The sequence below is a fragment of the Klenkia taihuensis genome (genome assembly GCF_900112525.1).
GTDB classification, from domain to species: domain Bacteria; phylum Actinomycetota; class Actinomycetes; order Mycobacteriales; family Geodermatophilaceae; genus Klenkia; species Klenkia taihuensis.
In genome coordinates this window covers 543,900-568,985 of record NZ_FOMD01000002.1, presented here as the reverse complement: position 1 = coordinate 568,985, position 25,086 = coordinate 543,900, and the positions used below count along the sequence as shown (strand labels likewise).

The following is a 25,086-nucleotide window of genomic DNA, read 5'->3' as shown; positions in this document are numbered from 1 at the left end:
ACGGACCTCGATCAACGTCCCTGGTCGACGCCTGGTCCCGGCAGTCAGCGGGCGAGGAAGGCGAGGACCCCCGCGGCCAGTTGGGCGGCCAGCGCCTGCCGGCCGGGTTCCGAGCTCATCAGCGCGGCGTCGGCGGCGTTGCGCATGTTGCCGCACTCCACGTACACCGCGGGGACGGTGTTGAGGTTCAGCCCGGCCAGGTCGCCGCGGCTGTCCAGCCCGTCGGTGCCCAGGTAGTCGCTGACCGGCTCCACCGCGGTGAGCGCGTCCCGCAGGTCGGTGGCCAGCGCCGCCGTGCCGGCCGCGACCTGTGGCCCGCCGGGGTCCAGCGAGGACGTGATGACGTGGAACCCGCGGGACCCGGCCGCCGCGCCGTCGCCGTGGATGCCGACGAATGCCGCCGCCCCGACCTGCGCGCCCAGCTGCCCGCGGACGTCGACGCACGGCCCGACACCGGTGTCGTCCTGCCGGGTCAGCACCACCTGGACGCCGGCCGCCGTCAGCAGGTCCCGCACCCGCAGCGCGGTGTCCCAGGTGAAGGCGTGCTCCGGGTACCCGGCGTCGGTGGCGGTGCCGGTGGTGTTGCAGGGCTTGGTGCCACCCGTGCCGTCGGGCACCGGGGTGCCGATCGCCCCGGGGTCGGCCGCGTTGCCGCCGTTGTGGCCCGGGTCCAGCACGACGACCGGCGCCGGGGTGGTGGGGGCCGGGGTCGTCGTGGGCGGCGCGCTGGTCGCCGTCGGGGTGGTCGGCGCGGGCGTCGTCCGGTCGGCGGTGGTGGCCGCCGGGGCGCTCGTCGGCGCGGCCTGCGGGGCGGGGCCGGCGCCGCACCCGGCGAGCACCAGCGCCGCCGCGCAGAGGACCGCCGCTGCCCGCACGCCCCGCAGCGTGCCACGGGCTGTCGGACCCACGGCATACCCTCGACCGCATGCGACCCGGTGGACAGCCCGACATGGCCCAGCTGATGAAGCAGGCGCAGAAGATGCAGCAGCAGCTGGCCGCGGCCCAGGAGCAGCTGGCCGCAGCCGAGGTCACCGGCACGGCCGGCGGCGGCATGGTCACCGCCACGATGACCGGCAGCGGCGAGCTCACCGCCATCGAGATCTCGCCCCAGGCCGTCGACCCCGACGACGTGGAGACCCTGCAGGACCTCGTGGTCGCCGCCGTCCGCGACGCCAACCGCGCCGCCGGTGAGCTGACCCAGCAGACGATGGGCCCGCTGGCCGGTGCCGCGGGCGGGTTGGGCCTGCCCGGCTTCTGATGTACGAGGGTGCCGTCCAGGACCTGATCGACGAGCTCGGCCGGCTGCCCGGCGTCGGTCCCAAGAGCGCGCAGCGCATCGCCTTCCACCTGCTGGCCGCCGACGCCGCCGACGTCGGCCGGCTGGTGGCCTCGCTGCAGCGGGTGCAGGCCGAGGTCCGCTTCTGCAGCATCTGCTTCAACGTCGCCGAGGCCGACCAGTGCCGCATCTGCCGCGACCCCCGCCGCTCGCTCGACACCATCTGCGTCGTCGAGGAACCCAAGGACGTCGTGGCCATCGAGCGCACCCGGGAGTTCAGGGGCCGCTACCACGTGCTGGGCGGCGCGATCAGCCCGATCGAGGGCATCGGCCCCGACGACCTCAAGGTCAAGGAGCTGATGAGCCGGCTGATGGACGGCTCGGTCACCGAGCTGATCATCGCCACCGACCCCAACCTCGAGGGCGAGGCCACCGCGGCCTACCTGGCGCGGCTGGTCTCCCCGATGGGGCTGGCGGTGTCCCGGCTGGCCAGCGGGCTGCCCGTGGGCGGTGACCTGGAGTACGCCGACGAGGTCACCCTCGGCCGCGCGTTCGAGGGCCGCCGCCGGATCTAGGCCCAGGGCAGGGCTGCGCGGGTCGCCCAGTACGCCCCGGGCTCCTCGGCCAGGTCGGGGAGATCGGGCAGGACGACGTCGCGGGCGGCGGCGTTGGCGCGCAGCTGGTCGGGCGTCACCGCGCCCGACAGCACCACCGAGGCCCACGGCTGGGCCAGTGCGGCGGCCAGCGCGACGGCGTCCGGGCCCACCCCGGCGGCCTCGGCGGCCGCGCGCACCGGGGAGCCGGCCGGCAGGCCGCGGTCGGTCAGCCGTCCGTTGGCCACGCCCTCCTTCACCAGCACCCGCCACCCCGCCGCGGCGGCCTCGGCCAGCGCCGGGCCGACCGAGGGCTCCAGCAGGTTCCAGGTGCTCTGCACGGCGGAGAACAGCGGCCGGCCGTCGACCTGCAGCTCCAGACCCCGGCGGACGGCGTCGGCCTGCCGCGGCCCCGACGTCGAGAAGCCCAGCGGGGTGCCGGCGTCGCGGACCTCGCCGAGCCGGTGCAGCAGCGCGTCGTCCTCCCACAGCGGGCTCTCGACGGTCAGCGAGTGCACCGCGTACAGCGCCACCCGGTCCCCGAGCAGCGCCCGGGTCTCCGCCCACTGCCGGTCGAAGGTGGCCAGGTCGTGCGTCTTGACCTCGTCGGCGTCCACCGTGGGGTCCTCGGCGGTGTAGGTGTAGCCCCACTTGCTCGAGACCGTGCCCGGCCCGGACCAGGTCGAGAGGAACTGCTCGGCGCGGCCGTAGGAGCGGGCGGCGTCGAACCAGCCGATGCCGAGGTCGACCGCGGTGTCCAGCAGCTCGTGCGCCCGTGCCTGCAGCGCGGCGGGGGAGCGGTCGCCGGGCAGGTCGGCGTCGCGGCCGAGGGTGATGTAGGCCGGGCGGCCGACGGCGGCCAGGCCGAGTCCCAGGTCAGCGCTCACGGGGACCCATCCTGCCCGGTGGCCGTCGAGGTCTCGATCCGGTGACGATCGCCGCCCCGCCGCACAGGTCCCGCTCCGCAACGACCTAGTGTTCGGCCAGCCGTCGCCGGGAGTTCGTCCCGCCACGGCCCGCCCAGCACACAGCTCGTCCGGCCCGAACCAGCCGAGGAAGCAGGTCCTCCAGCATGCAGCGCCGAACCACCCGGGTGCTCGCGGCCTCCGCCGCCACCCTCACCGCCCTGTCCGTGGCCGCCTGCGGCGGCGGTGACTCCGGCGGGGGCGGCAGCTCCGGCGGCGACGGCGACTCGCTGCTCATCGGCACCAGCGACAAGATCACCACGATCGACCCGGCCGGCTCGTACGACAACGGCTCGTTCGCGGTGATGAACCAGGTCTACCCGTTCCTGATGAACACCCCGCTGGGCAGCCCCGACGTCGAGCCCGACATCGCCGAGTCGGCGGAGTTCACCTCGCCGACCGAGTACACCGTCACCCTCAAGCCGGGCCTGACCTTCGCCAACGGCAACGAGCTGACCAGCTCCGACGTCGTCTTCACCTTCGAGCGCATGGTGGCCATCAACGACCCCAACGGGCCGGCCTCGCTGCTCTACAACCTCGACTCGGTCGAGGCCACCGACGACACCACCGTCGTGTTCACCCTCAAGACCGCCGACGACCAGATCTTCCCGCAGATCCTGTCGAGCCCGGCCGGCCCGATCGTGGACGAGGACGTCTTCTCCGCCGACTCGCTGACCCCGGACGACGAGATCGTGTCCGGCAACGCCTTCGCCGGCCCCTACGTCATCACCGACTACGAGATCAACAGCCTGGTCTCCTACCAGGCCAACCCCGACTACCAGGGTCTGCTCGGCGCGCCGAAGACCGAGAACGTCGACGTCACCTACTACGCCGACGCCTCGAACCTGAAGCTGGACATCGAGCAGGGCAACATCGACGTGGCCTTCCGCAGCCTGTCGGCCACCGACATCGACGACCTGCGCGGCAACGACGACGTCGAGGTCGTGGACGGCCCCGGCGGCGAGATCCGCTACATCGTCTTCAACTTCGACACCCAGCCCTACGGCGCGACGACGTCCGAGGCCGACCCGGCCAAGGCCCTCGCCGTCCGGCAGGCCGTCGCGGACCTGATCGACCGCGAGGAGATCGCCGACCAGGTCTACCGCGGTACCTACACCCCGCTGTACTCCTACGTGCCCGACGGCCTGACCGGTGCGGCCACCCCGCTGGAGAGCCTGTACGGCGACGGCGAGGGCGGCCCGGACGCGGACAAGGCCGCGCAGACCCTCCAGGCCGCCGGCGTGCAGACCCCGGTCCAGCTGTCCCTGCAGTACTCCAACGACCACTACGGGCCCAGCTCGGGTGACGAGTACGCGCTGATCAAGGACCAGCTGGAGGCCACCGGCCTGTTCCAGGTCGACCTGCAGACCACGGAGTGGACGCAGTACTCCGAGGACCGCACCGCCGACGTCTACCCGGCCTACCAGCTCGGCTGGTTCCCGGACTACTCCGACGCCGACAACTACCTGACGCCGTTCTTCCTGACCGAGAACTTCCTCGGCAACCACTACGAGGACCAGCAGGTCAACGACCTGATCCTGCAGCAGGCCAGCACCCCGGACGCCGACGAGCGGACGGCGCTGATCGAGCAGATCCAGCAGCTGGTCGCCGAGGACCTGTCCACGGTGCCCTACCTGCAGGGTGCCCAGGTGGCCGTCGTCCGGTCCGGTGTCGAGGGTGCGTCGGACACCCTGGACGCCTCCTTCAAGTTCCGGTACGGCGCGCTGTCCGTCGGCTGACCCACCCAGCACACCCGGCCCCGGGTCGCCCCTTCCAGGGCGGCCCGGGGCCGGACGTGCGTCACCCCGCCGCACACCCCCGATGGAGCGAGCACCCCGTGAGGACCCGATGACCACCGCGACCCAGGACCCGGCCCCGCCGGCGCCCGCGGACGCACCCGCCGGACGCCGACGTCGCAGCAGCGGGCTGGGCAGCTACCTGCTGGTCCGCGCCCTGCTGATCATCCCGACCGTGTTCATCCTGGTGACCACGGTGTTCTTCCTGATGCGCACCACCGGTGACCCGATCACCGCGGCGCTGGGCGGGCGGCTGCCGGCCGACCAGCTGGCCGAGCGGGTGCGGGAGGCCGGCTACGACCGACCGCTGCTGGTCCAGTACCTCGACTACCTCGGCGGCCTGCTGCGCGGCGACTTCGGGACGACGCTGAGCGACCGCCGCCCGGTCACCGAGGTGCTGACCACCTACGGCGCGGCGACGCTGGAGCTGGCCGTCTACGCCCTGGCCGTGGCGCTCGTCGTCGGCATCCCGCTGGGCATGGTGGCCGCGCGGCTGCGCGACCGGTACCCCGACGCCGTCCTGCGCTTCTTCGCGATCTTCTGCTACGCCACCCCGGTCTTCTTCGCGGGGCTGCTGCTCAAGCTGGTCTTCTCCGTGTGGCTGGGCTGGCTGCCGGTCGCCGGGCGCATCTCCACCCGCGGGCAGATCCAGCTCAACCGCAGCGGCTCGGGCACCGGGATCTACCTGATCGACGCGATCAGCTCCGGCAACGGCGACCTGGTGGTCGAGGTGCTGCGCTACGCCGTCCTGCCCTCGCTGGCCCTGGGCCTGCTCACCGCCGGGGTCTTCCTGCGGCTGGTCCGGACCAACATGATCGGCACGCTCGGCTCGGGCTACGTCGAGGCCGCGCGCTCCCGCGGGGTCAGCGAGTCCCGGCTGGTGCGCAAGCACGCCTACCGCCCGGCGCTGGTCCCGATCATCACCGTCATCGGCCTGCAGGTCGCGCTGGTGCTCTCGGGCGCGGTGCTCACCGAGACCACCTTCGAGTGGCGCGGGCTGGGCTTCCAGCTCTCCCAGTACCTGCAGGCCCGCGACTTCGTGGCCGTGCAGGGCATCGTGGCGCTGCTGGCGGTCATCGTCGCGCTCACCAACTTCGTGGTCGACGTCGTCGCCGCGCTCATCGACCCCCGGGTGAGGTACTCGTGAGCCGCCGGCGGACATCTCGGCGAACCTGGCGGTCCCTCCCGGTCGTCCACCAGCTGCGGCAGAGCGTCGGCCTGCAGCGCGGCATGCTCGTCACCGGCCTCGTGCTCACCGGCGTCCTCGTGCTCGCCGCGGTGTTCGCCCCGCTGCTGGCGCCCTACGGCTACGGCCAGCTGCGCGACGCCGACGGCGCGTTCGGTGCCCAGCAGCCGCCCTCGGGCGACCACCTGCTCGGGACGACGGTCGGCGGCTACGACGTGCTGTCCCGGGTCATCTACGGCTCCCGGACGGCGGTGTTCGTCATCGTCGTGGCGATCGTGCTGTCGATCGTGGCCGGCGTCCTGCTCGGCCTGGTCTCGGGCTACCTCGGTGGCTGGCTGGACCGCGTGCTGGTGGTCATCGCCGACGCCGTCTACGCCTTCCCGTCGCTGCTGCTGGCCATCGTCGCGGCCATCGTGATCAGCGGTGGGCAGTCCAGCCTGGTCGGCGGTGTGCTCGCCGCGGCCATCTCGATCACCGTGGTGTTCATCCCGCAGTACTTCCGGGTGGTGCGCGCGGAGACGGTGCGGATCAAGAGCGAGGCGTTCGTGGAGTCCGCACGGGTCGTGGGCACCGGGACCTGGCGGATCATGACCCGGCACGTGCTGCGCAACGCCACCCGCTCGCTGCCGCTGATCGTCACGCTCAACGCCTCCGAGGCGATCCTGACCCTCGCCGGGCTGGGCTTCCTGGGCTTCGGCATCCAGCCCACCGCCGCGGCCGAGTGGGGCTTCGACCTCAACCGGTCGATCTCCGACGTCACCAGCGGCATCTGGTGGACCTCGATCTTCCCGGGCGCGGCGATCGTGCTCACCGTGCTCGGGCTGACCCTGGTCGGCGAGAGCCTCAACGACCTGGCCGACCCCCGGCTGCGCAGCCGCCGCCGGGCCGCCGACGTCCCGCCGCCGGCCGACGTCGCCGTCACCCCCGGCGGCGGGCTGGCCGCCGGCACCGAGGGAGGGACCCCGTGACCGGACCCGTCGTCGACATCAAGGACCTGCGGGTCACCTTCGCCACCGACGGCGGGGACGTCGCCGCCGTCAAGGGCGTCTCGCTGCAGCTGCAGCCCGGCGAGGTGCTGGCCATCGTCGGGGAGTCCGGCAGCGGCAAGACCGTCACCGCCCGCACCGTGCTCGGCCTGCTCCCGGAGACCGCGCTGACCCGCGGCGCCGTCGTGCTGCGCAGCAAGGACGGCGGCACGACCTCCGACGTGGTCACCCTGCGCGGCGGTGACCTGCGGTCGGTGCGCGGCCGGGACGCCGCCATGGTCTTCCAGGAGCCGGGCAGCGTGCTCAACCCGGTCTACCCGGTCGGCTGGCAGATCGCCGAGGGCCTGCGCGCCCACGGCGACGTCTCCAAGAAGGAGGCCCGCGAGGTCGCCGTCGACGTGCTGCGCCGGGTCGGCATCCCCGACCCCGAGGAGCGGGTCGACCACTACCCGCACCAGTTCTCCGGCGGGCAGAAGCAGCGCATCGTCATCGCCCAGGCGCTCGCGCTCAACGCCGGCGTGATCATCGCCGACGAGCCGACCACCGCCCTCGACGTCACCGTGCAGGCCGAGATCCTGGACCTGCTGCGCCGCTGCCGCGACGAGTTCGGCGCGTCGATCGTGCTGATCACGCACAACATGGGCGTCGTCGCCGACCTCGCCGACCGGGTCGCCGTCATGTACCAGGGCGAGCTGGTGGAGACCGCCGACGTCGCGACGCTGTTCGCCGACCCGCAGCAGGAGTACACCAGGACGCTGCTGGGCTCCGTGCCCAAGCTCGGCCAGGGTGCTGCGCGTGCCCGCGACCGCGCCGCCCGCCGTCCCGAGGGCTGGGCCGAGCAGCCGGCCGTGGTCACCGCCCGCGACCTGCGGATCGTCTACCCGGGCCGGTTCCGCAAGCCCGACTTCACCGCCGTGGACGGCGTGGACTTCACGATCGCCCCGGGCGAGGTGCTCGGCCTGGTGGGGGAGTCCGGCAGCGGCAAGTCCACGATCGGGCGGGCCATCGCCGGCCTGACGCCGGTGTCGGGCGGGTCGCTGACGGTGCTGGGCACCGAGGTGGCCGGGATCAAGGAGAAGGCGTTCCGCCCGGTGCGCCGGCGGATCGGGTTCGTCTTCCAGGACCCGGCCACCAGCTTCAACCCGCTGCTGACCATCGCCGACGCGGTGGCCGAGCCGCTGGTCGTGCACGGGCAGGCAGGGGACACCGACGGCGCCCGCGGCCGGGTGGACGAGCTGCTCGAGGCCGTGCAGCTGCCGAAGGCGTTCGGCGACCGCTTCCCGCACGAGCTGTCCGGCGGGCAGCGGCAGCGGGCGTCGCTGGCCCGGGCGCTGGCCCTGCAGCCCGAGCTGCTCATCGCCGACGAGCCGACCTCGGCGCTGGACGTGTCGGTGCAGGCCCGGGTGCTGGAGCTGTTCGACGAGCTGCAGCGGGAGTTCGGGTTCGCCGCGCTGTTCATCAGCCACGACCTGGCCGTGGTCGACCTGCTCGCCGACCGGATCGCGGTGCTGCACCACGGCCGGCTGGTCGAGGAGGGCACCGGCGAGCGGGTGCTCGGCGCCCCGCAGGACCCCTACACCCAGCGGCTGCTGGCGTCCCTGCCGGTGCCCGACCCGGCGGAGCAGGCCCAGCGCCGGGCCCGGTGGGCCGCCCTGCGCTGATCCGGCTGACAGTGTGGTACCGCGGCGGTACCGTGACCGGGTGGCGATGAACCTCCGGTTGACCGACGACGAGGCCGAGGCCCTACGGGCCCGGGCCGAGCGCGACGGCACATCCATGCAGGACGTCGCCCGCGCCGCCATCCGGGAGTACGTCAGCGACCGGCCGGCGCGGCTGCGCACTGCCATCAGCCGGGTGCGGGACGAGGACGCCGAACTGCTCCGCCGCCTGGCGCAGTGAGCCGGGGAGGGGAGGTCGTCGACCACCTCTCCGTGGAGGACCTGCTCGAGGTCGCGGCCGGGGTCGTCGACGGGGTCCAGGTCCGCGACCTGGGCATGCTGGCGTCGGCGGCCGCCCGGCCACGGACGACCGTGTTCGGTGCCGACGCCTACCCGACCTCCCCCGAGAAGGTGGCGGCGCTGATGCACTCGCTGGCGCGCAACCACCCGCTCGTCGACGGCAACAAGAGGCTGGCCTGGGCCGCAGGCCGGGTGCTCTGCCTGCTCAACGGGCTCGACCTGGTGCTCGACGTCGACAGGGCCGAGCGGCTCGTCGTCGCGGTCGCCGCGGGTGAGGTGGACGTCGCCGAGGTCGCGGCGGTCGTCGCGGACGGGCTCCGCTAGGACTCCGCGACGAGCTCGCCGAGGCGGGCCCGCACGGGTCCGCCCCGGGGGCAGGCCCACCCGGCCTGCCCGTCGCGGACGGCGAGGTCCATCGGGTGGGTCGTGGGGTGGGCCGGGCAGACCGGCCAGTTCGACCGGTGGGTGCCGGCCAGCGCCTCCCACGCCCATTCCTGCACCTGACCGGCGAGGTCCAGGGCCTGCTCGTCCGCGTCGTCGTGCAGGTCGATCCGCACGCCGGTGCCGCCGCCGAGCCCGGTGCCGACGGCGTCGTCCCAGAGGTAGAGCGAGGGCGAACCGGGGTCGCCGGTCCAGTCCTGGTCGACCACCCGGGGCAGCGGGCCGCCGCTGGTGCGCAGGTCGCGGAGGACGGGCTCGAGCGCGCGGGCGAGGGCGGGGTGCACGGCACCAGCGTGCGGGGGACGGCGGTGGCTGTCCCCCGGATTCCTGTCGGACCCCGGTGGGAGGGTGCCCGCACCACCGACCGCGAGGAGGACCGATGCCCACCCGGACCACGCCCTGGCCCGCCGGCACCCCGTGCTGGATCGACCTGGCCAGCACCGACCTGCCGGCCGCGCGCACCTTCTACGCCGAGGTGTTCGGCTGGCACCTGCCCGAGGGCGCCGAGGCGGCCGGCGGCTACGCCAGCGCCGAGGTCGGCGGCTCCCGGGTCGCCGGGGTGGGCCCGACGATGCGCGAGGGCCAGCCCTCGGCCTGGATGAGCTACTTCGCGACCGACGACGTCGAGGCGTCGGTGGCCGCGGCCCGCGAGGCCGGCGGAACGGTGCACACGGGCCCCGACCAGGTCGGTCCGCTGGGCTCGCTCGCCGTGCTGGCCGACCCGACCGGAGCGGTCTTCGGGCTCTGGCAGGCCGGGCAGCACCCCGGTGTGGAGCGGTACAACGAGCACGGGTCGCTGGTCTGGAACGAGGCGGCGGTGTCCGACCCGGCCGCCGCCCGCACGTTCTACACGGCGCTGTTCGGCTGGTCCTGGGACCCGGTCGAGGGCATGGGCACCTACCAGACCTTCCGGCTCGGCGACCGCTGGCTGGGCGGCCTGGGCGGGGCCGACGACTCCCCGGTGCCCGGCTGGGGTGTCTGCTTCGCGGTCACCGACACCGACGCCACCGTCGCCGCGGTGACCGAGCGCGGCGGTTCGGTGCTGCTGGCGGCGCAGGACTCCCCGTACGGCCGGTACGCCGTGGTCGCCGACCCGCAGGGCGCGGCCTTCTCGCTGATGCAGACCTCCGGCGAGGCGGCCTGACCCCCGGCTGCGACAGGATGGCGGCCATGCCACGACGCCGCGCCGTGCTACCGGTCCTGCTGACCCGCCTGGTGGTCGCCCTCGGGCTCGTGGTGGGGCCGGTGCTGCTGGCCGGGCCGGCCGCGGCGCAGGCCCCGTCGCGGCTGGCCACCGAGGTGACCGACGACGCCGGGGTCCTCTCGGACGCCGACCGGTCGGCCGTCCAGCAGGCCATCGACGGGCTGCGCGACGACCAGGGCGTCCAGGTCTTCGTGGCCTTCGTCGACTCCTTCGACGGCACCCCCTCGGAGGACTGGACCGAGGAGACCGCGCGGCTGTCGGACCTCGGGGACGACGACGTGCTGCTGGCCGTCGCCGTCCAGGACCGCTCCTACTCGGTGTCGGCGTCCTACGAGCTGGTCGACGACGCGCAGTTCGCCGACCTCTCCGCTGCCGTCGAGGACCGCATCCGCGAGCAGGACTGGGTCGGCGGCGTGCAGGCGCTGACCGACGAGCTGCGCCCGGACCGCACCGGCTGGTGGGTCGCCGGCGGGGTGGTCGCCGCCGGCGCGGTCGGCGGTGGCGGGTACGCGCTGGTCCGCCGCAGGCGCCGGGCCGCCGAGGAGGCCGAGACCATCCGCCGCAACGGCCCGTTCCCCGACGAGAGCACCGAGCAGCTGCGCAACCGGGTCGGCAGCGGCCTGCTCGAGGTCGACGAGGCGGTGCGGGCCAGCCAGCTCGACCTCGACTACGGCCGGTTGCAGTTCGGCGAGCAGCCCGTGGCCGAGCACGCCACCACCCTGGCCACGGCGCGGGGCGAGCTGGACCGCGCCTTCGCCATCCAGCAGGAGCTCGACCTGGTCGAGACGCCGGACACCCCGGTGGAGGACCGGGCGGTGCGGGAGAAGCTGGCCGAGCAGCTCGAGCTGCTGCACGCCGCCGACACCCGCCTGGACGCCGCGGCCGCCGAGTTCGCGGCCCTGCGCGACCTGGAGAACACCGCTCCCCAGGTGCTGGCCGGGCTCGCCGGCCGGGTGACCGCGCTGCGCGGGCGGCTCCCCGGCGAGGCCGCCCGGGTGGCCGGCCTGCAGCAGCGCTACGCACCGTCGTCGACGGCCGAGGTGGCGGACGTGGTGCCCCGGGCCGAGCAGGCCGTCGCCTCCGCCGAGGCCGCCCTGGCCGCCGGGCAGCAGGCGGTGGCGGCCGGCACCGGTGGCCGGGCGGTCGGTCCGGTGCACGCCTGCGAGGCCGCGATCACCGCGGCGCAGACCCTCCTCGACGGCGTCGGCCGGCACGAGCAGCAGCTGGCCGCGGCCGACACCGAGGCGCCCCGGCTGCTGGCTGAGGTCGACGCCGAGCTGGCCCGGCTGCAGACCGTGCCGCCCGCCGAGCTGGCCGCCGCCGGTGGTGGCGACGCCGCCGGGGTGCTCGCCTCCGCCGGGGCCGCCCGCACCGCCGCGGAGCAGGCCTTCCGCACGACGCCGCGCGACCCGTTGACCGCGGTGGCCCGGTTGACCGAGGCCGACACCGTGCTCGACGCCGCCCTGCTCGCGGTGGACCAGGCCCGCGAGCGCACCGCGAAGGCGACCGAGCAGCTGCCGGCCGCGCTGGCCTCGGCCCGCGCGGCGGTGGGCGACGTCCGCGGTCGGCTCTCGCTGGGCGGCGGCGGGGTCGGCAGCTCGGCCCGCACCCGGCTGGCCGACGCCGAGCGGCAGCTGGTCACCGCCGAGGGCGCCGCCGGCGCCGACCCGGTGGCCGCACTGGCCGCCGCCGTCGGAGCGCGCAGCTCGGCGGACGCGGCCCGGCAGCAGCTGCAGGCCGACCTGGACGCCGCCCGCCGAGCCGCGCAGGCCCGCGACCGCGACTCCGGGTGGGGCGGGTCCGGCGGCGGGTGGAGCTCGGGCGGGTCGTGGGGCGGCGGCCGGTCCTACCGGTCCTCCAGCAGGTCCCGGTCCTCGTCGTCGCGGTCCTCGTCCCGGTCGTCGTCGGGCCGGCGGTCCAGCGGCAGCCGGTCGGGCGGACGGCGCAGCCGCGGCGGCCGCTTCTGACCCCGGCGTCCACAGGCGCTGCGGCGACGGGGACCGCGGACGGGGACGATGGGGGCATGCGCCCCCCGCTCCGCCTGCTGGCTGGTTCCGCCCTCGGACTCGTCGTCGCCCTCACCGGCGCCGGCCCGGCGCTGGCCGACGAGCCGTTCGCCCCGACCTCGCAGCTGGTGGACAACGCCGACGCGCTGACCAGCAGCCAGGAGAGCACGGTCACCGACGCGCTCCAGCAGCTGCGCAGCGAGGACGGCACCCAGCTCTACGTGGTCTTCGTCGACACCTTCGACGGGGCCCGGGCGGAGGACTGGGCCGAAGAGGCCTACCAGCTGCGAGGCATGGGCGGTGACGACGTCCTGTTCGCCGTCGCGGTGGACGATCGCAACTACTCCCTGGCCGGCAACGCCGGGGGGAACACCACGGAAGCCGACCTGCAGGCGATCGTGTCCAGCGACGTTGAGCCGTACCTGTCCGACCAGGACTGGGCCGGCGCTGCGACCACCCTGGCGCAGGAGCTGCAGCCCAGCGATGCCGGCACGTACGCCTTCGGCGGGCTGGTCGGGGTCGCCGTCCTCGGCGCCGGCGGCTACGCGCTGGTCCGCAACCGGCGGAGGAAGAAGGTGCTGGAGGCATCCCGCGCCCGGGCCGCCGAGATCGCCGCAGCCGAGGAGGCCGCCCGCGACCCGTTCCACGGCACGTCCACCCAGGACCTGCACTACCGCGCCAGCGGCGAGCTGCTGTCGCTGGACGAGGCGGTGAAGACCAGCGCCATCGACGTCGACTACGCCCGCGCCCAGTACGGCCCGGACTCGGTGACGGCGTCGGCCGCGGCGCTGCAGGAGTCCCGCGACGAGCTGGCCCAGGCCTTCCAGATCCGGCAGGAGCTCGACGACGAGATCCCGGAGGACGAGCCCACCCAGCGCCGGATGCTCGCCGAGCTGCTGGCCCTCACCGGGTCGGCCCGGGCCCGGCTGCAGCAGCAGGCGTCGGCGCACCGCGAGCTGCGGCGCCTGGAGGACGACGCCCCCGCCGCGCTGCAGCGCATCGAGCCCGAGATCGACCAGGTGGCCGGCCGCATCGCGCCCGCCGAGCAGACCCTCGCCGACCTCTCCGGCCGCTACGCCCGCTCGACCTGGGCCGCGGTCGCCGAGAACGGTCGCGAGGCCGGGGAGCGGGTCGAGCTGGCCCGCCGCGCGGTCGCGCACGGCCGCGAGGAGCTCGCCGCCGGGCGGCAGGCGGGCGCGGTGCCCGCCGTCCGCGCGGCCGAGGAGGCGCTGGCCCAGGCCCGCCGCCTGCTCGCCGCCGTCGACAAGCTGGTCGCCGACCTGCAGGCCGCACCCGAGCGGTTCACCGCGGTGCGCGAGGAGACCGAGCGGGACATCGCCGAGGCCAGGGCCCTGCTGGAGCGCGGCGTGGACACCCCCGGCCTGCGGGAGCAGCTGGCCCGTGCCGAGGCCGCGCTCACCGCGGCGCAGCGACCCACCCCGGACGGCGAGCTGCCCGACCCGGTCGCGGCCACCCGTGCCCTCGACGACGCCGACCAGGCGCTGGAAGCCGCGCTGGAGCCGGCCCGCGACGCCCGGCAGCAGCAGGAGCGCGCACTGGCCCACCTCAGCCAGGCCCTGAGCGCGGCGGCCGGCACCGTCGACGCCACCAGCGACTTCATCGCAACCCGGCGCGGCGCGGTGCGCGCGCAGGCCCGCACCCGCCTGGCCGAGGCCGACCGGCACCTGGACGAGGCCAACCGGCTGGCCGCCGCCAAGGACCCGGTCTCCGCGCTGCGCGAGGCCCAGCAGGCCCAGCGGATGGCGCAGGAGGCCATGTCGCAGGCGCAGCGGGACGTGCACGAGTTCCAGCAGGGGTCGGGCTACGACCAGTACGGCGGTTGGGGCCCGAGCACCCGGCGGGGAGCCGGTTACGGCAGGCGCGGCGGCAGCGTGGGCGAGGCCATGATCGGCGGCATCGCCGGCGCGGCGCTGGGCAACATCCTTTTCGGCGGCCTGGGCGGTGGCTACGGCGGCGGCTACGGCGGCGGCGACGGCGACTTCGGCGGGGGCGGGGACTTCGGCGGCGGCGACTTCGGCGGTGGCGGCAGCTTCTGACTGGAGGCCACCCCGACCCCGGCGTCACCTGACGGTCGGGACCCACAACCGGTGGCGAACGGGTCCCAGCCGTCACGTGACGCCCGGCGGGGTGGGGGAACGCGACTAGCGCTCCCGCCCGCGGGGCTTGAGCGGCACCGGGGGCATCGGCGGTGCGGGGGTGCGCTCGCCGTCCTCGAAGCCCTCGACGTGGCCGAACCGCTCGCCGGCCTCCCACTGCTCGCGGAACCCGGCCACCTCGTCGCCCTCCCGGCCGACGAAGTTCCACCACATGACGATCTGCTCCTCGAACGGCTCCCCGCCCAGCAGCAGCAACCGCGAGGGCGCCGAGGCCGAGACGCGCAGCGTCCGCCGTCCGGTGCCGAGGTAGAGCATCGAGCCGTGCTCGACGGGGGCGCCCTCGACCACCGAGGACCCCGACGAGGCGAGCACGGCGTGCTCGAAGCCGGGCTCCAGCGGCACCTCGACGTCGGCGCCGGCCTCCAGCGCCAGGTCGACGCCGACCATGGGCGACCAGGCGGTGCCGGGCGAGGTGGCCCCGCCGAGGGACCCCATGAGCACGGTCGCCGTGAGGCCGTCGGAGGAGAAGCCCGGCAGCGCGGCGTGGTGCTCGAAGGCCGGCGCGGTGTCGCGGGAGGCGTCGGGCAGCGCCACCCACAGCTGCGCGCCCTGCAGCAGCCGGGGGTGGGGGACCGGGGACTGCTCGGAGTGGCTGATGCCGTGCCCGGCCGTCATCAGCGCCAGCTCGCCCGGCCCGAAGGAGACGTCGCTGCCGAGGGAGTCCTTGTGGTGCACCCGGCCCTCGATCAGCCAGGACACCGTCTGCAGCCCGGTGTGCGGGTGCGGGATCACCTGCATGCCGTCGGTGCCGGCGACGTCGTCGGGGCCGTAGTGGTCGACGAAGGCCCACGGGCCCACCATCCGGCGGCCCAGGGTCGGCAGCAGCCGCCGGACCTGCATCCGCTCGCCGAGGGTGACCGTCTTGCCGGGCAGCAGGTCCAGGACCGGGCGCGGCGCCACGGGCCCCAGCCCGCCCAGCAGGTGCGGGGAGGGCCGGGGCTCGAGGTCGCTCACGTCAGGAATCCTGCCCGGCGGCAGAGCCGACGTCGACCGTGTCGCGCACCCCCGTGTGCGGGACGTGCGCGGCCGGGATGCTGCCCAGCCGGCCGGCCTGGAAGTCGGTGAAGGCGTCCATGACCTCCTGCCGGGTGTTCATCACGAACGGCCCGTACATCGCGATCGGCTCGCGGATCGGCCGCCCGCCCAGGATGACCACCTCGAGCGAGGGGGTCCGGCTGTCCTGGTGCTCGGCACCCTTGACGGTGACCGTGTCGCCGGGGCCGAAGACGGCGAGCTGCCCGCCGGTCACCGGGTGGTCGTCGATGCCGACCTTGCCGTTGCCGCTCAGCACGTAGACCAGCGCGTTGAACGACGGGTCCCACGGCAGGTCGAGGGTGGCCCCCGGCGCGATGGTCGCGTGCACCATCGCCATCGGGGTGTAGGTGGTCCCCGGCCCGGCGTGCCCGCCGACGTCGCCGGCGATCACCCGCAGGAACGCACCGGCGTCCGGGCTGGCCAGCAGCACGGCCTGGTCGGCGCGCAGGTCCTGGTAGCGGGGCTCGACCCACTTCTGCGCCTTCGGCAGGTTGACCCACAGCTGCAGGCCGTGGAACAGCCCGCCGCTGACCACCAGCGACTCCGGCGGCCGCTCGATGTGCAGCACGCCCCCGCCGGCGGTCATCCACTGCGTGTCGCCGTTGGTGATCGACCCGCCGCCGCCGTGGCTGTCGGCGTGCTCGAAGGTGCCGTCGATGATGTAGGTGACGGTCTCGAAGCCCCGGTGCGGGTGCCACGAGGTGCCCTTCGGCTCGCCCGGCGCGTACTCGACCTCGCCCATCTGGTCCATGTGGATGAACGGGTCGAGGTCGCGCAGGTCGACCCCGGCGAAGGCCCGGCGGACCGGGAAGCCCTCGCCCTCGAAGCCGCGCGGCGCGGTGGTGACCGAGCGGACGCGGCGGCGCACGGTCCGCGGTGCGGGCACCGGGACCCGGGCCAGCGTGGTGGTGTCCTCGACGGTGACGGCGGGCATCCCGACCTCCTGAGTTGAGTGCTCAACTACCTGTCGGCCACCCTAAGGCATCGACGCCGTCCGGTGTTCCCGCAGCACGTCGGCGTAGACCAGGGCACTGTCCTTCGGCGTCCGCACCTGGGTCGGGTAGTCCACGTGCACGATGCCGAAGCGCTGCGCGTACCCCCGTGCCCACTCGTAGTTGTCCAGCAGCGACCAGGCGAAGTACCCCCGGACGTCGACCCCGGCCTCGACCGCGTCGGCGACCGCGGCCAGGTGGTCCAGCAGGTAGGCCACCCGCTCCGGGTCGTGCACCCGGCCGTCGGACCCGACCTCGTCGGGCCAGGCCGACCCGTTCTCGGTCACCACCAGCGGCAGGTCCGGCGCCAGCGACCCCAGCCAGCCCAGCAGCGAGGTGAACGCGGGGGCGTCGATGCCCCAGCCCATCGTGGTGGTCGGGCCCTCGGGCTCGAGCTCGTCGACCTGCTCGGCGCCGATGAAGGAGGAGTGCTTCCCCGTCGGGGCGCCGGTGTCGCGGACGACGGAGCTGAAGTAGTAGTTCACGCCCAGCCAGTCCAGCGGCGCGGCGATGACCTCCAGGTCGCCGTCCTGCACCGGCAGCGGGGCGCCGGCGGCGGCGAGGTCGGCGACCACGTCCTCCGGGTAGGCGCCGGTGACCACCGGGGTCACGAACATCCGGTTCTGCTGGCCGTCGCAGCGCCGGGCGGCGTCGACGTCGGCGGGGGAGTCGGTGGCCGGCGCCATCGGCGTGAAGTTCAGCGTCAGCCCCAGCGAGGTCGCCCCCTGCTCGCGCAGCGCCCGGGTGCCCAGGCCGTGCGCGAGCAGCAGGTGGTGGGTGGCCCGCGAGGCGGCGACGGCGTCGCGGACCCCCGGGGCGTGCTGGCCGGACATGTGGCCCAGCAGTGCGCTGCACATCGGCTCGTTGAGCGTCGACCAGTGCGTGACCCGGTCCCCGAGCGCGCCGTGCAGCACCTGCGCGTAGTCGGCGAACCGGTGGGCGGTGTCCCGGTCGGTCCACCCGCCGCGGTCCTGGAGCGCCTGCGGCAGGTCCCAGTGGTAGAGCGTCAGCCAGGGCTCGACGCCGGCGCCGAGCAGCTCGTCGACCAGCCGGGAGTAGAAGTCCACCCCGCGCTGCTCGACCCGGCCGGCGCCCTCGGGCAGCACCCGCGACCACGACGTGGAGAACCGGTAGGCCGACAGCCCCAGCTCGGCCATCAGCGCGACGTCCTCGCGGTAGCGGGCGTGGTGCTCGGCGGCCACGTCGCCGGTGTGGCCCTGGTAGGTCGTGCCGGGGGTGTGGCTGAAGGTGTCCCAGATGGAGGGGCCGCGGCCGTCGGCGGTGACGGCGCCCTCGATCTGGTAGGCCGCGGTGGCCGCGCCGAAGGTGAAACCGGGCGGGAACCGGAGGCCGGTGGCCCGGGGGGAGGGAGCGGTGGTGGTCTGCAGGGTGGTCATGATCAACCTTTCACGGCGCCGGCCATGATGCCGCCGACGATCTGCTTGCCCAGGAGGGCGAAGACGAGCAGGACGGGGAGGGTGCCGAGCAGGGTGCCGGCCATGATCACCGCGCGCTGGGGCACGTAGCCCGAGCCGAGGTTGGCGATGGCGACCTGCACGGTCGGGTTGGCCGCGGTGAGCGCGATGATCGGCCAGAAGAACTCGTTCCAGGCGGTGAGGAAGGTCAGCATCGCCAGCACCGCCATCGCCGGGCGGGCCACCGGCACCACGATGGAGAAGAAGATCCGGTGGGTCGAGGCGCCGTCGACCCGGCCGGCCTCCAGCAGCTCGTCGGGCAGCGCGGTGACCAGGTACTGGCGCATGAAGAACACGCCGAAGGCGCTGACCAGCGTGGGCAGGACGACCGCCTGCAGCGAGTCCACCCACTTCAGCTCGGCGATCATCATGAACAGCGGGATCACCGCCAGCTGGGTGGGCACCATCATCGTGCCGACCACCAGGGCCAGCAGACCGCCGCTGCCCCGGAAGCGCAGCTTGGCGAAGGCGAACCCGGCCAGCGTGCAGAACAGCACGGTGCCGACGGTGATCGAGCCGGCCACGACCACCGAGTTCACGATGGCCAGCCCGAGCGGGGCCTGGTCCATCGCCGCCGACACGTTCTCGAAGAACGTCGCGTTCGGCAGGAACGGCGGCGGGGTGGCCGCGATCTCGGCGTTGGTGTGCGACCCGGCGACCAGGCTCCAGTACAGCGGGAAGACCGACAGCAACCCGGCCAGCACCAGCAGGGTGTAGGCGACCGGCCCGGCCCGCCCGGCCTTCGTGCCCGGCCGTCGGCCGCTGGTCCGCGCGGGGGTCGGCGGGGTGAGGACGGCGGTCATCGGCGGGCTCCCTCGCGGCGCGCGCGGTACCGGCCGACCAGGGCGGCGGAGCCGACGACGGCCAGGATGATCAGGAACATCGCCCACGCCGTGGTGGCGGCCTGGCCGATGTTGAAGTTGGTCCAGCCCTGCTGGTACATCAGCAGGCCCAGCGTCTGGTACTGGTTGCGGGCCCCGCCGGTGGTCGCCCCGTTGCCGCCGAACAGCAGCGGCTCGCCGAACAGCTGCACCGCGCCGATGGTGGAGACCACGACGGTGAACAGGATCGTGGGCCGCAGCGACGGGATCGTGACGTGCAGGAACTGCCGCCACTTGCTCGCGCCGTCCATCTCGGCGGCCTCGTACAGCTCGCCGGGGATGGACTGCATCGCGGCCAGGTAGATCAGCGCGTTGTAGCCGGTCCACCGCCAGGTGACGATGACGGCGATGGCGACCTGGCTGGACAAGGTGCCCGACTCCCAGTCGATGCGGTCCAGGCCGACGGCCTCCAGCGCGGTGTTGATGATCCCGTAGTCGCGTCCGAACAGGGTGGCGAACACCAGGGTCGCCGCGGCGATGCTCGTGGCGTAGGGGACCAGCATGAGCGTGCGGAAGAAGGTGCGGCCGCGCAGCTTGTAGTGCAGCAGGTGCGCCAGGCCCAGGGCCAGGCACAGCTGGGGGACCGTGGAGAGGACCCCGATGGTGATGGTGTTCCGCAGCGCGTTCCAGAAGAAGTCGTTGGTCAGCAGCGCGGCGTAGTTGTCCAGGCCCACGAAGGTGCCGCCGCCGATGTCCGAGAGCCGCGCGTCGTGCAGCGAGACCCACGCGGTGAACAGGAACGGGAAGAGGCTGAAGGCGCCGAAGACGACGAAGAACGGCGCGACGTAGGCGTAGCCCCACCGGTTGCGCGACAGCGACGGGCCGCGGCGGCGCGGGACGGGGGGCGGGGTCGGGTCGGGCGGGACGGGGACGGCCGGCGCGGTCACGGTCCGCGGGCTGTCGTCGGCGAGGGTCACGGGCTCTCCTGGGCGGGGGTGGACGGGGGACGGCGCCCCGGGCGGGGGACCCGGGGCGCCGTGCCGGTCAGCCGGTGATCTGCTCGATCGCGGCCAGCGCGTCGGCGTAGGCCTGGTCGGGGTCCCGGCTGCCGTCGGCCACCGTGGTCAGGGCCGCGGAGAAGGCGTCCTGGATCTGGGTGTCGTACGGGCTGATCGGGGTGCGCCGGACGGCGGCCGCCGCCTCGCCGAACACCTGGCCGATCGGGGCGTCGCTGAAGTACTCGCTCACCGCGTCGGCGACCTCGGGGCTCTCGGCGGCCACCGAGCTGGAGGGGAAGAAGCCCTGCTCGGTGAACATGCGCACCTGCTGCTCCGGGGCGGTCAGCCACTCGGCCAGCGCCGTGGCCTCCTCGACGTGCTCCCCGCTGCTGGGCACGCCGAGCCACGAACCGCCCCAGGTGCTGCCCGACTCCGACTGCCCGGGCAGGGTGGCGATGTTCCACAGCCCGGCGCCCTCGTCGCCCAGCTGCGAGGTGATGTAGCTGAGCATCCAGGACGGGCAGGCGATGGTGGCGAACGCGCCGTTGGCGAAGGCGGCGTTCCACTCGTCGCTGAACTGGGCCAGGCGGGCGGTCAGCCCGTCGCCGGCGGCCTGGCTGGCCAGCCCCCAGGCGGACTGGACGCCGTCGCTGTCCTCGACGACGGGGTTGCCGTCCTCGTCGGCGTAGGTGGTGTCGCCCTGCCGGACGGCGGGGGCGAAGACCGAGTTCGGGCTGTCGACGAAGGCGCTGCCCTCCTGCCGGGTGGGCGAGGCGAGGTACTGCTGGCCGGTGGCCAGGTAGTCGTCCCAGGTCGGCCACAGGGCGCTGACCGCAGCCGGGTCGGTGGGCAGCCCGGCCTGCGCGAAGAGGTCCTGCCGGTAGCACATGGCCTGCGGGCCGGCGTCCGTGCCGAGGCCGATGACGCGGCCGTCGTCGGTGCTGGCCTGGTCCCACTTCCAGTCGTAGTACGAGCTCTCCAGCTCCTCGGCGTTGTCCTCCGCGGCGAAGTCGACGAAGGCGTCGGCGTGGTTGGCCGCGACGTCGGAGACGAAGCCGATCTCGATGCCCTGGATGTCGGCCATGCCCGACCCGGCGGCCAGCCGGGTCTGGAGGGCCTGGTAGTAGGGGCCGGACTGCGCCACGACCGACTGCTCGATCCGGATCTCGGGGTGCAGGTCCATGTACTCCTCGTAGAGGCCGGCCTCCTCGTAGCCGAAGGTGCCGTACAGGCCGAGGGTCAGGGTGATCTGGTCACCGTCGTCGCCCCCGTCCGAGCCTCCGCAGCCGGTGGTGAGCAGGGCCAGGGCGAGCGTTGCTCCGGCAGCTGCGCGCGCCCGTCGTCGTACCGTCATCGGACCTCCCAGGTAGCCGTCGGGTCGTGCACCGGTGCCCGCCGACGGGGCCCGTGAGAACGCTCTCACGGGTTTCGGACGGAAGCGTGGCGGGGGTCACAGGAGCCTGTCAAGGACCTGGGCGAAATTCGTGGGAGCGCTTCCACGGACCCCTTCCGTCGAGGGCCCGGATGCCGCACGATGGCCCCCGTGACCACCGAGCTGACCAGCGGCGCCCGGCCGGGCACGCCCACCCTCGACGAGGTGGCCGTGCTCGCCGGGGTGTCGCGGGCGACGGTCTCGCGGGTGGTCAACGAGTCGCCGAAGGTCAGCCCGGAGGCCCGCGAGGCGGTCCAGGCGGCCATCGCGCAGCTGCGCTACGTGCCCAACCGGATGGCCCGCAGCCTGGTCACCCGGCGGACCGACACGGTGGCCCTGGTGCTCAGCGAGCCCAACACCCAGGTCTTCAGCGACCCGTTCTTCGCCAGCATCGTGCACGGGGTGTCCGCCGCCCTGGTCGACACCGAGCTCACCCTGGTGCTGCTCACCGCCCGGGACGCCCGCGAGCAGCAGAAGATCGCCCGCTTCGCGCGGCAGGGCCACGTCGACGGCGTCGTCCTCATGTCGCTGCACAGCGAGGACCTGCTGCCCGACGTGCTCAGCGGCGCCGGCGTCCCGCTGGTGCTGTGCGGGCGGCCCTACGACGGGCGGTCGGTGGCCTACGTCGACGCCGACAACGTCGGCGGCGCCCGGGTCGCGACCGAGCACCTGGTCGGCCTGGGCCGGCGCCGGGTGGCCACGGTGACCGGCCCGACCGACATGATCGCCGGGGTCGACCGGTACACCGGCTGGCAGCGCGCCACCGCGGACGCCGGCCGGGCGGTGGACCCCGCACTGGTCGCGCACGGCGACTTCACCGAGGCAGGCGGCGAGGCCGCGATGGCCCGGTTGCTGGACCAGGCCCCCGACCTGGACGCCGTCTTCGTCGCCTCCGACCCGATGGCCGTCGGCGCCCTGCGCGCGCTGCGGGCCGCCGGGCGCCGGGTCCCCGAGGACGTCGCGGTCGTGGGCTTCGACGACGCCGAGGTCGCCCGCACCTGCGACCCCCCGCTGACCACCGTCGCGCAGCCGCTGGACCTGATGACCGGCGAGCTGGTCGAGCTGCTGCGCCGGCAGATCGAGGGCGTGGCCGCGCCGGCCGAGACCCGCACCTGCCCCACCCGCCTGGTGGTCCGGGGATCGGCGTGATCCGGTCCCGCGCGCGTCGAAACGCGCCGTTCACCGCCCGGAACTAGGTTCACCGCCATGGCGGACCTCTTCGACGGCTACCCCCTCGGGGAGCAGTGGGACGAGATGTTCGGCGCACCGGCCCAGCCGCGGCCGCCGTACGCCGGGCTGTTCGGCTCGCTGCAACCGATGTCGGGCGAGGAGCTGGCCGCGCGCGCCGACGTGCTGAGCCAGACCTACCGCGACGCCGGGGTGACCTTCGCCCACGCCGGCGAGGAGCAGCCCTTCCCGCTGGACATCGTCCCGCGCATCATCGGTGCCGACGAGTGGGCCCACGTCGAGCGCGGCGTGGCCCAGCGGGTGCACGCGCTGGAGGCCTTCCTCGCCGACGTCTACGGCGCCGGCCAGGTGTTCGCCGACCGCGTCGTGCCGCGCAGCGTGATCACCACCAGTGCGCACTTCCACCGCGCAGCGCACGGCCTGGTGCCGCCCAACGGCGTGCGGGTCCACGTGTCGGGCATCGACCTGGTCCGCGACGAGGCCGGCGACTTCCGGGTGCTCGAGGACAACCTGCGCTCGCCGTCCGGGGTCAGCTACGTGATCACCAACCGGGCGGCGATGAGCCAGGTGCTGCCGGAGCTGTTCGGCGACCACCGCATCCAGCCGGTCGCGGACTACCCGTCCAAGCTGCTCGCGGCGCTCAAGGCCGCCGCCCCGGCGTCGGTCAGCGACCCGGTGGTCGTCGTCCTCACCCCCGGCGTCTACAACTCCGCCTACTTCGAGCACGCCCTGCTCGCCCGCCAGATGGGCGTCGAGCTGGTCGAGGGCCGCGACCTCGTCTGCTCGGGCGGGCAGGTCAGCATGCGGACGACGGACGGCCAGCAGCGGGTCGACGTCATCTACCGCCGCATCGACGACGAGTTCCTGGACCCGGTGCACTTCCGCTCCGACTCGGTCATCGGCTGCGCGGGCGTGCTCAACGCCGCCCGGGCCGGCCGGGTGACGATCGCCAACGCCGTGGGCAACGGCGTCGCCGACGACAAGCTGATCTACACCTGGGTGCCCGACCTCATCCGCTACTACCTGGGCGAGGAGCCGGTGCTGGCCAACGCCGACACCTACCGGCTCGACGACCGCGACGCCACCGAGTGGGTGCTGGAGAACCTCTCCTCGCTGGTGCTCAAGCCGGTCGACGGGTCCGGCGGCAAGGGCATCGTCATCGGCCCGCGCGCCGACGAGCAGACCCTCGAGGGGCTGGCGCTCAAGGTGCGCGAGAGCCCCCGCGACTGGATCGCGCAAAAGCCGATCGGGTTGTCGACGTCCCCCACGCTGATCAACGGCCGGATCGCCCCGCGGCACGTCGACCTGCGGCCCTTCGCGGTCAACGACGGCAAGGACGTGTGGGTGCTGCCCGGCGGGCTGACCCGGGTGGCGCTGCCGGAGGGCGAGCTGGTGGTCAACTCCAGCCAGGGCGGCGGGTCCAAGGACACCTGGGTGATCTCCGGTCCCCGCCCGGCCGACGCACCCCCGCCGGACCGCACGCAGATCGAGTTCACCACCGCCGACCTCCCGGCCGAGCCGCCCGCGCAGGACCCGGGCCCGGCCAACGACAACGCGGTGGGCCAGGGCCAGCAGCAGCAACAGCAGCAGGGGGTGCAGCCGTGCTGAGCCGGATCGCCGAGTCGCTGTTCTGGATCGGCCGCTACGTGGAGCGCGCCGACGACACCGCCCGGATCCTCGACGTGCACACCCAGCGGCTGGTCGAGGACCCCTGGATCGACGAGCGGCGGGCCTGCCACAACCTGCTGTCCCTCATGGGCATCCCGTGCGAGCCGGCCGAGGCCGACACCGAGCGGGTGCTGGCCACCCTCGCCTTCGACCGGATCGCGCCCAGCTCCATCGTCGGGGCGCTCAGCGCCGCCCGGGAGAACGCCCGCGGGGCCCGCGAGGTGCTGTCGGCGGAGATCTGGGAGTCGCTCAACGTCACCCACAACGCCCTGCCGCAGCAGCGCACGATGGCCCGCCGGTACGGCCCGCACTCGCTGTTCCGGTTCGTCCGCGAGCGCTCGGCGATGGTGTTCGGCCTGGCCGACGCCACGATGAGCCGGGACGAGAGCTGGCTGTTCCTCATCCTGGGCCGCTCGCTGGAGCGCGTCGACATGACCAGCCGGATGCTGTCCACGCGGGTGCTGGCCGGCGACGCCGCGCCGTCCTGGACGCTGGTGCTGCGCTCGACCGGCGCCTACGAGCCCTACCTGCGCACCTACCGCGGCGCGGTGAACTCCAGCCGGGCCGCGGAGTTCCTGCTGCTGGACCGGCTCTTCCCGCGGTCGGTGTTCGCCGCGCTCGAGCAGGCCGAGGGCTGCCTGGCCGAGCTCGAGCGCTCCAACGTCCGCGACGGCCACCGGATCGGCGTGGCCGGCGAGGCGCACCGGATCGTCGGCCGGGCCCGCACGATGCTGGAGTTCATGGGCACCGAGGAGATCCTGGCCCAGCTGCCCACCCGGCTCGACGAGCTGCAGCGCACCTGCTCGGCCGCCAGCGAGGCCGTGACCAGCAGGTTCTTCACCGAGCAGGCACCCCAGGTGTGGGTGCCGGAAGCCGTGGGGTGAGCGGG

Annotated in this window: 23 protein-coding genes; 14 read left to right on the top strand and 9 right to left on the bottom strand. The window is 74.3% G+C overall.

Translation table 11 applies throughout. The features are described from left to right. Positions 1-44: 44 nt before the first annotated feature. Positions 45-875, bottom strand: coding sequence for an N-acetylmuramoyl-L-alanine amidase (locus tag BM158_RS10695; RefSeq protein WP_207506379.1), 831 nt, complete (start codon positions 873-875; stop codon positions 45-47). A 50-nt stretch (positions 876-925) separates the two neighbouring features. On the opposite strand from BM158_RS10695, the gene BM158_RS10690 reads away from it, so the two are divergent. Further along, complete coding sequence (locus BM158_RS10690; protein WP_091557749.1) at positions 926-1,258, top strand: YbaB/EbfC family nucleoid-associated protein; 333 nt, start codon at positions 926-928, stop codon at positions 1,256-1,258. Continuing rightward, a complete protein-coding gene (recR, locus tag BM158_RS10685; protein WP_091557746.1) occupies positions 1,258-1,851 on the top strand; it encodes a recombination mediator RecR in 594 nt (197 codons plus the stop codon). Before BM158_RS10690 ends, recR begins: the two co-directional genes overlap by 1 nt. Here the strand turns inward: recR and BM158_RS10680 are convergent. Continuing rightward, on the bottom strand, positions 1,848-2,756 hold the full coding sequence (locus BM158_RS10680; RefSeq protein ID WP_091557744.1) for an aldo/keto reductase: 909 nt from the start codon (positions 2,754-2,756) through the stop codon (positions 1,848-1,850). The two genes, recR and BM158_RS10680, sit on opposite strands and share 4 nt — an antisense overlap. A 185-nt stretch (positions 2,757-2,941) precedes the next feature. Between BM158_RS10680 and BM158_RS10675 the strand changes: the two genes are divergently transcribed. From BM158_RS10675 to BM158_RS10650, 6 genes are all read left to right on the top strand, one after another. Beyond that, positions 2,942-4,573 carry an ABC transporter substrate-binding protein gene (locus tag BM158_RS10675; RefSeq protein ID WP_091557741.1) on the top strand — a complete coding sequence of 544 codons (1,632 nt, stop codon included), beginning with the start codon at positions 2,942-2,944 and terminating at the stop codon, positions 4,571-4,573. A 109-nt stretch (positions 4,574-4,682) separates the two neighbouring features. Next, complete coding sequence (locus tag BM158_RS10670; protein WP_091557738.1) at positions 4,683-5,777, top strand: ABC transporter permease; 1,095 nt, start codon at positions 4,683-4,685, stop codon at positions 5,775-5,777. Between the two features lie 83 nt (positions 5,778-5,860). Beyond that, positions 5,861-6,784: an ABC transporter permease gene (locus BM158_RS10665; RefSeq protein ID WP_229827698.1), complete on the top strand. Its 924-nt coding sequence runs from the start codon at positions 5,861-5,863 to the stop codon at positions 6,782-6,784. Continuing rightward, positions 6,781-8,463 carry a dipeptide ABC transporter ATP-binding protein gene (locus BM158_RS10660; RefSeq protein WP_091557733.1) on the top strand — a complete coding sequence of 561 codons (1,683 nt, stop codon included), beginning with the start codon at positions 6,781-6,783 and terminating at the stop codon, positions 8,461-8,463. The genes BM158_RS10665 and BM158_RS10660 overlap by 4 nt, the downstream gene beginning before the upstream one ends. 40 nt (positions 8,464-8,503) lie before the next feature. Continuing rightward, positions 8,504-8,701, top strand: coding sequence for a ribbon-helix-helix protein, CopG family (locus tag BM158_RS10655; RefSeq protein WP_191328689.1), 198 nt, complete (start codon positions 8,504-8,506; stop codon positions 8,699-8,701). Then, positions 8,698-9,084 (top strand): type II toxin-antitoxin system death-on-curing family toxin, encoded by a 387-nt coding sequence (locus tag BM158_RS10650; protein WP_091557730.1) that lies wholly within the window; start codon positions 8,698-8,700, stop codon positions 9,082-9,084. The genes BM158_RS10655 and BM158_RS10650 overlap by 4 nt, the downstream gene beginning before the upstream one ends. On the opposite strand, the gene BM158_RS21510 is transcribed toward BM158_RS10650, so the two are convergent. After that, complete coding sequence (locus tag BM158_RS21510) at positions 9,081-9,485, bottom strand: hypothetical protein (protein WP_091557728.1); 405 nt, start codon at positions 9,483-9,485, stop codon at positions 9,081-9,083. The two genes, BM158_RS10650 and BM158_RS21510, sit on opposite strands and share 4 nt — an antisense overlap. Positions 9,486-9,580: 95 nt before the next feature. Between BM158_RS21510 and BM158_RS10640 the strand changes: the two genes are divergently transcribed. From BM158_RS10640 to BM158_RS10630, 3 genes are read left to right on the top strand one after another with little or no spacing between them, the layout of a single operon-like run. Beyond that, positions 9,581-10,345 (top strand): VOC family protein, encoded by a 765-nt coding sequence (locus BM158_RS10640; protein WP_091557726.1) that lies wholly within the window; start codon positions 9,581-9,583, stop codon positions 10,343-10,345. A 26-nt stretch (positions 10,346-10,371) separates the two neighbouring features. Further along, positions 10,372-12,372 carry a TPM domain-containing protein gene (locus BM158_RS10635; RefSeq protein WP_165628888.1) on the top strand — a complete coding sequence of 667 codons (2,001 nt, stop codon included), beginning with the start codon at positions 10,372-10,374 and terminating at the stop codon, positions 12,370-12,372. 56 nt (positions 12,373-12,428) lie between these two features. Continuing rightward, positions 12,429-14,468 (top strand): TPM domain-containing protein, encoded by a 2,040-nt coding sequence (locus BM158_RS10630; protein ID WP_131802017.1) that lies wholly within the window; start codon positions 12,429-12,431, stop codon positions 14,466-14,468. A gap of 105 nt (positions 14,469-14,573) precedes the next feature. On the opposite strand, the gene BM158_RS10625 is transcribed toward BM158_RS10630, so the two are convergent. The 6 genes from BM158_RS10625 to BM158_RS10600 form a co-directional block, all read right to left on the bottom strand. Then, positions 14,574-15,542 (bottom strand): pirin family protein, encoded by a 969-nt coding sequence (locus tag BM158_RS10625; RefSeq protein WP_091557720.1) that lies wholly within the window; start codon positions 15,540-15,542, stop codon positions 14,574-14,576. A 1-nt stretch (position 15,543) separates the two neighbouring features. Beyond that, positions 15,544-16,557, bottom strand: a complete 1,014-nt coding sequence (locus tag BM158_RS10620; protein WP_091557717.1) for a pirin family protein — start codon at positions 16,555-16,557, stop codon at positions 15,544-15,546. 42 nt (positions 16,558-16,599) lie between these two features. Further along, positions 16,600-18,012, bottom strand: a complete 1,413-nt coding sequence (locus BM158_RS10615) for a GH1 family beta-glucosidase (RefSeq protein ID WP_091557715.1) — start codon at positions 18,010-18,012, stop codon at positions 16,600-16,602. Positions 18,013-18,014: 2 nt separating this feature from the next. Further along, positions 18,015-18,893, bottom strand: a complete 879-nt coding sequence (locus tag BM158_RS10610) for a carbohydrate ABC transporter permease (RefSeq protein ID WP_091557712.1) — start codon at positions 18,891-18,893, stop codon at positions 18,015-18,017. Further along, positions 18,890-19,888 (bottom strand): carbohydrate ABC transporter permease, encoded by a 999-nt coding sequence (locus BM158_RS10605; protein ID WP_091557710.1) that lies wholly within the window; start codon positions 19,886-19,888, stop codon positions 18,890-18,892. Before BM158_RS10605 ends, BM158_RS10610 begins: the two co-directional genes overlap by 4 nt. A 67-nt stretch (positions 19,889-19,955) precedes the next feature. Next, positions 19,956-21,263, bottom strand: a complete 1,308-nt coding sequence (locus BM158_RS10600) for an extracellular solute-binding protein (protein WP_091557707.1) — start codon at positions 21,261-21,263, stop codon at positions 19,956-19,958. Between the two features lie 189 nt (positions 21,264-21,452). On the opposite strand from BM158_RS10600, the gene BM158_RS10595 reads away from it, so the two are divergent. Genes BM158_RS10595 through BM158_RS10585 form a run of 3 tightly spaced genes read left to right on the top strand, consistent with a single transcriptional unit; the run spans position 21,453 to position 25,081 of the window. Beyond that, complete coding sequence (locus tag BM158_RS10595) at positions 21,453-22,490, top strand: LacI family DNA-binding transcriptional regulator (RefSeq protein WP_229827699.1); 1,038 nt, start codon at positions 21,453-21,455, stop codon at positions 22,488-22,490. Positions 22,491-22,547: 57 nt separating this feature from the next. Further along, the gene (locus BM158_RS10590; RefSeq protein WP_091557704.1) at positions 22,548-24,137 is read left to right on the top strand and encodes a circularly permuted type 2 ATP-grasp protein; all 1,590 of its coding nucleotides are present in this window, start codon (positions 22,548-22,550) and stop codon (positions 24,135-24,137) included. Continuing rightward, on the top strand, positions 24,131-25,081 hold the full coding sequence (locus BM158_RS10585) for an alpha-E domain-containing protein (RefSeq protein WP_091557702.1): 951 nt from the start codon (positions 24,131-24,133) through the stop codon (positions 25,079-25,081). The genes BM158_RS10590 and BM158_RS10585 overlap by 7 nt, the downstream gene beginning before the upstream one ends. Positions 25,082-25,086: the final 5 nt, after the last annotated feature.